The 4683-nt window shown below is 47.6% G+C and carries 9 protein-coding genes; 4 read left to right on the plus strand and 5 right to left on the minus strand.

Annotation, left to right across the window (positions count from 1 at the left end):
* Positions 1-521 (plus strand): hypothetical protein (locus VF260_09065; GenBank protein HEX7057327.1); only part of this gene is annotated, 521 nt, incomplete at its 5' end.
* Positions 522-602: 81 nt separating this feature from the next.
* On the plus strand, positions 603-887 hold the full coding sequence (locus VF260_09070; protein ID HEX7057328.1) for a hypothetical protein: 285 nt from the start codon (positions 603-605) through the stop codon (positions 885-887).
* A gap of 8 nt (positions 888-895) precedes the next feature.
* On the opposite strand, the gene VF260_09075 is transcribed toward VF260_09070, so the two are convergent.
* The gene (locus tag VF260_09075) at positions 896-1291 is read right to left on the minus strand and encodes a helix-turn-helix transcriptional regulator (protein ID HEX7057329.1); all 396 of its coding nucleotides are present in this window, start codon (positions 1289-1291) and stop codon (positions 896-898) included.
* A gap of 209 nt (positions 1292-1500) precedes the next feature.
* Here VF260_09075 and VF260_09080 point away from each other — a divergent pair, with 209 nt between their 5' ends.
* Positions 1501-1707, plus strand: coding sequence for a helix-turn-helix transcriptional regulator (locus VF260_09080; GenBank protein HEX7057330.1), 207 nt, complete (start codon positions 1501-1503; stop codon positions 1705-1707).
* A gap of 41 nt (positions 1708-1748) precedes the next feature.
* Here VF260_09080 and VF260_09085 read toward each other — a convergent pair whose 3' ends face one another.
* From VF260_09085 to VF260_09095, 3 genes are all read right to left on the minus strand, one after another.
* On the minus strand, positions 1749-1934 hold the full coding sequence (locus VF260_09085) for a hypothetical protein (GenBank protein HEX7057331.1): 186 nt from the start codon (positions 1932-1934) through the stop codon (positions 1749-1751).
* 658 nt (positions 1935-2592) lie between these two features.
* A complete protein-coding gene (locus VF260_09090; GenBank protein ID HEX7057332.1) occupies positions 2593-2901 on the minus strand; it encodes a helix-turn-helix domain-containing protein in 309 nt (102 codons plus the stop codon).
* Complete coding sequence (locus VF260_09095; GenBank protein ID HEX7057333.1) at positions 2898-3530, minus strand: sigma-70 family RNA polymerase sigma factor; 633 nt, start codon at positions 3528-3530, stop codon at positions 2898-2900. The genes VF260_09090 and VF260_09095 overlap by 4 nt, the downstream gene beginning before the upstream one ends.
* A 105-nt stretch (positions 3531-3635) precedes the next feature.
* On the opposite strand from VF260_09095, the gene VF260_09100 reads away from it, so the two are divergent.
* On the plus strand, positions 3636-3797 hold the full coding sequence (locus VF260_09100; protein ID HEX7057334.1) for a YvrJ family protein: 162 nt from the start codon (positions 3636-3638) through the stop codon (positions 3795-3797).
* A gap of 142 nt (positions 3798-3939) precedes the next feature.
* Here VF260_09100 and VF260_09105 read toward each other — a convergent pair.
* Positions 3940-4683, minus strand: a 744-nt coding sequence (locus VF260_09105) for a GGDEF domain-containing protein (protein ID HEX7057335.1), incomplete at its 5' end; no start/stop codon positions are given.

Here is a 4683-nt window from a genome sequence, read left to right on the forward strand (position 1 = left end):
ACGTCAGATTGGCGGGCGCCGTCCAATTGGAGCCCAAATGGCTGACGGAAAACGGCAAAGCGCAAGTGAAATCGTTTGTCCGCCGGTATATCCGGTCGCTGGGTGACGCTTTGGAGGTGCAAAAAAGCGAAGTGATCATTACCTGCAGCGAATTTTCCGATATTATCGAGACCGGGTCCGATGATGCCGATGATGGCTCGGAAACGTTTGTGATCGATATGGAGTTTGCCGAATTTGAAGATTTTTCGGTCGTTTTGGTGCGCGACGACGGCGACGCCTTAACGTACGACATTTACCGGCAAAGCCGCGGCGGGCTGCCCGTCGGCACGGCTATGGTCGACATCAATAGCCGGGAAATGACCGGATATATCGACTTTTATGAACGATCGTGCGCGGAAGAGCGCGAGACGATCGCTTCGCTCCTGATGCGCGAGTTGGAAAAAGAAAGAGAATTCAAAAGCCTCCATCTGACGATGATCTATCAAAATGAGCCGTTTGCGGAACTGCAATTTGCAACGTAAAACAGCCCATTGATTTAAGTAAAGTCGGTGAAAATGCCGATAATTTACTTGAAAGAATCCATTTGCGGGCGGGTGGTTCGGTTGAAAATTTCCCAGGAGGAGCTCGGACATCTTGCTTTCCTTTCGCAAGTAGTGCTGGAGCAAAATAAGCGCCATCTGATGAGCGATACGCTGCGTTGTCTGCTTTATGTCATCAAATCGCTTACGGAGGTGGAAGTTCCGGGCGAAATCAAAACGGAAATCATGCGCTTGGTGGCGCGCCTTGAAGCGCAATTAAAAACGGAGAACGAGCGGATTCAGGAAATATGGGATAACCTGGCCGACCCCGCTTATTTAAGGGCGCGCAAAAATCTGGAGAATCAATAGCCTACGCTTCAGTACTCAAAAGAGGATGCGGTTTTGTCGTCAGGTTTGCGCCGCCAAAAAAGCACGGTCAAAATCCGTTCAATCCATTCTTTGTCTTCCCCGCTTAATTCCATCCCATCCAGCACAACCCGTTTGCTGCGCAAAATCCGGCGCAGATTGACCGGTTTGTCCGCGGCTTCTTGCTCCGGATCTTCCGCCAAATATCCCGCGATCTTCATTAGCTCTTCATAAGAATATTCGAGCGCATCCGCCAATTTGAGCAATATTTCCGGAGAAGGCACGTTGCGCACGCCATTTTCCAATTGCGAAATATACCCGTGGGAAACGCCGGAGCGTTTGGATACTTCGCGAATCGTGTAGCCTCTCATTTTGCGGATCTTTTTCAACCCTTCATAAAAATGCACGCGCATCACCCTGTAATCAAAAGAAATCAGAAATAAACAATAGTAAACTATTGTAAACATTTTTATCATAACATTTTTGCTAAACTGAAACAATCATTATTTTCCAAATAAATAGCGAATAAATATAACAAAATAGACCATAAATGGTTGCTCGTATAAAAAATAATCGATATAATAAGAACATATGATGCGTATTGGAGTGTGAAAGGATGAAGATCTGCGCCAAAACAGATGTGTTCATGAAAACAAGAATCGTAAAGGGGTTGTCACAGCGGGAATTGGCCCACAGATCCGGCTTGAGTCGCGCATATATCAGTTTGATCGAGCGAGGGGAAAAGTCTGTCGGTCCGTCAAGCGCGAAAAAAATCAGCGACATTTTGGATAAACAAATCGAGGATTTGTTTTGGATCGGTTAACGCCGATCTTTCAAGTTCATTTGGCTTGGGAAAATATATGCTCAATGGAAGTATTTTTGGAGCACTTCTTTGTAAATCGGGATCAAGTAATGCAACGTTTCATAATTGTAAACTTCGAAGTCAGACTGTTCCAACTTCCCGGCTTGCGTTTTTTCCTTCATTTCCTTGGTGGGGATAGCAAACATTCCTTCGTAATCGCCAACTGCGCAGTATCCTTGCAAATCCATGCGTCATGTCTAAACCCTCCTGCGTAACGCTAAAACGGGCGGCGCCTCCCCGCGCAACGCTAAAACGGGGGACCGCCTCCCTGCACAACGATCACTGCACAATGTTCCCCGCGCAGAGTTCGCTGCACAATGTTCCCTGCACAACGATCACTGCACGCCTCTACCTGCACATCGCGAGCGTTCCCCCCTGCACAAACCTTCCCGCCCAGTGCTAAAATAAAGGCGCATCCCTGCACAATATTCCCCGCCCAGCGCTAACGGACGCAGCAGAGGCTATTTGCCGAAAAAAGGCTGGGCAAAAATTTTAACGGACGCTACAGAGGCTATTCGCCTTTTTTTTACCTGAATACCGCACAAAGTGCTAAAATAATCTCGCCTGCGTCCGTTAAAATTAAAAATCGGGTGTAAAACCCAAAATAGCCTCTGTCACGTCCGTTAGATCGGAAACATCGAAATCAGCTGTTCCAACTTCCCGGCTTGCTGCCTTTAACGGTCGCAAGAGAGCTTATTTTGCGCAAATTGACCACTTTTCAATTTTAACGGTCGTGGAAGCGCTTATTCTCGTATTTTTCCTGATATTCGGCACCAGTATTGCGTCAATCTTTAATTCAACGCTAGTGTCTATACCCGTATTTTTGCCGTTATAGGCACCGATTTGTCATTGAAAAGGCGAATGGCCTCCGCTGCGACCGTTTGCGTTTGTACAGTGAGGATCGGGATGGTTCTTTTCCGCTTTTTCCAGTACCGCGCGGCAAAACTCGCTGAACGTTGGAACATTGTCCAGGTTGTATGAGTGAATAATGGAAATCATTTTTTCCACCAACTCCTGTTCCAGGTCATCGCGATCCTGTGGATCGGCTTTATTTTTTGTTTTGCGGATCAATGGCGCAAATTTCTCGATAATCGCCAAAGTCGCCTCTTGATCACCCTGTTTGGCCTTTTCCATCAACCGGTAAAATTCGTTCATGGCATCCTCCCGCGCTGCGCGTCGATTGCCGTTTTCAGTTTGCGGAGAGCCCGTTTTTTTGTTTTGTTTACCGTTTGTTGGGTGATGCCGAGCAAGGCGGCGATTTCCGCATCCCGCAGTTGCATGGAAAAAGTGAGGGTGGTGATCGTTTTTTGTTTTTGGGTAAGCATCTTGAAGGCATTGTATAACGCGAGGTTTTCCAACTCGTCCAGGAATTGTTCCGGTGTGGCAAACTTGTCTTCAGGCGGCGTCTTTACGCTGTTGTCTGCCCACAGCAGCGCTTCAGGCAAACCCGAATCCGTGTTGTCGAGGATATAAAGCATGCGGGATACATATTTACGCTTTTTGCGGTGAAAATCGATCGCCCGATAGCGCACCTTGGATGTCAAATAGCGAATAAAACGCAGTTCGCTGTAAAAGCATCGGAAAGCTTCTTCCAATTGTCGCTTCGTCGTTTCATCCGGTTGCGCCAAATAGCGGGATAACAAACGCGCGTGCTCCGGGCGGGCGACAAATTTGTTAATGACGCCGTTTTGCAACAGCAGCCGGTTCGCGCCCATCCATTCCTGCAATTTTTGCCCCCGTTTTTGTCCGGTTTCGCTGCACAGATTTGAAGCGTGATGCCGCACGATAACCACCTCCAATGAGAAATTTCCGATTCATCAAGAACGGTTGTATTTCATCCTCCCAAACACGCTTTATATACTAAAGATGGAAGGAAAGGAGGGGCTGGTATGGGGCCGCATGAGCAATGGGTTTTCTTTGCGCAATTGGTGGCAAACCTGGGATTTCCCATCGCGATTACGATCTATCTGCTGGCAAGTTTTCAGAAACGGATTGAACGTTTGCACACGAAAATGGCAGAGATCATGCAGTTGCTCCGGGACAGAAGATAAGATGCAGAAATATTCGCTCATTTATATAGACAACCGACTTCGCCATTTGGTTTCAATTTTTCCGTTGTTTTACGCTAAAACTTCGCCCTCACCCAATAATTCGGGGCTAAAGGACGAAGTTTTTTTTGCCGGAATCGGAATGTTATTCCGCGGCTTGCCGGTATCCGGTCACTCTGTTTTTTCCCGACTTTTTCGACATGTACATGGCCTGGTCGGCCTGCATGATGAGCTCGGAGGCGGAGCAGCCTTTTTTGCTCTTGCTGTACCCTAAGCTGATCGTCACGCCGGTTTCCGCCGCGATGCGGCGACGGATGCGTTCGGCCAAATTTTCCACCCGAAGCGAGGCGTCGTCGACGAGAACCATGAGTTCTTCTCCGCCGTATCTGCCGACAATGCCGATTCCCTCGCTTTCTTCCTGCATAATTCGTGCCGCCTGCTTGAGCGCGTTGTCACCGGCCAAATGGCCTTTTGTGTCATTTAACTTTTTAAAATTATCGATATCGCCGAAAATGACGGATACATTTCCCCGGTTCAAGAGCATTTGGTTGAGCCGGTTCAGCATATAATGGCGGGTGAACAGTCCGGTGAGCCCATCGGTAATGGAAGAAGCGTAAACGGCTTGCAAAAGTTCAACAACCCGCTCGAATAAAATGAGAAAGAGCGTCATATAGTAGACGATCGGCAAAAAGTTTTCCATCAGGGAAAATACGGCTTGCTCTTTTTGCAAAATATACGTATTGACCATGTGGGAAACCTGGATGACGAGAAAAAGCGTCAGCCCAAACTGATACTTGATATATTGGCCGATCCGCGGCGATACCAAATAATAGCCAAGAAAGACGAGCAGCAATAAATAGAGGTCGATGCTAAAGTTATAAGTTTGCAG

This window comes from Bacilli bacterium, from assembly GCA_036381315.1.
Taxonomy (GTDB): domain Bacteria; phylum Bacillota; class Bacilli; order Paenibacillales; family KCTC-25726; genus DASVDB01.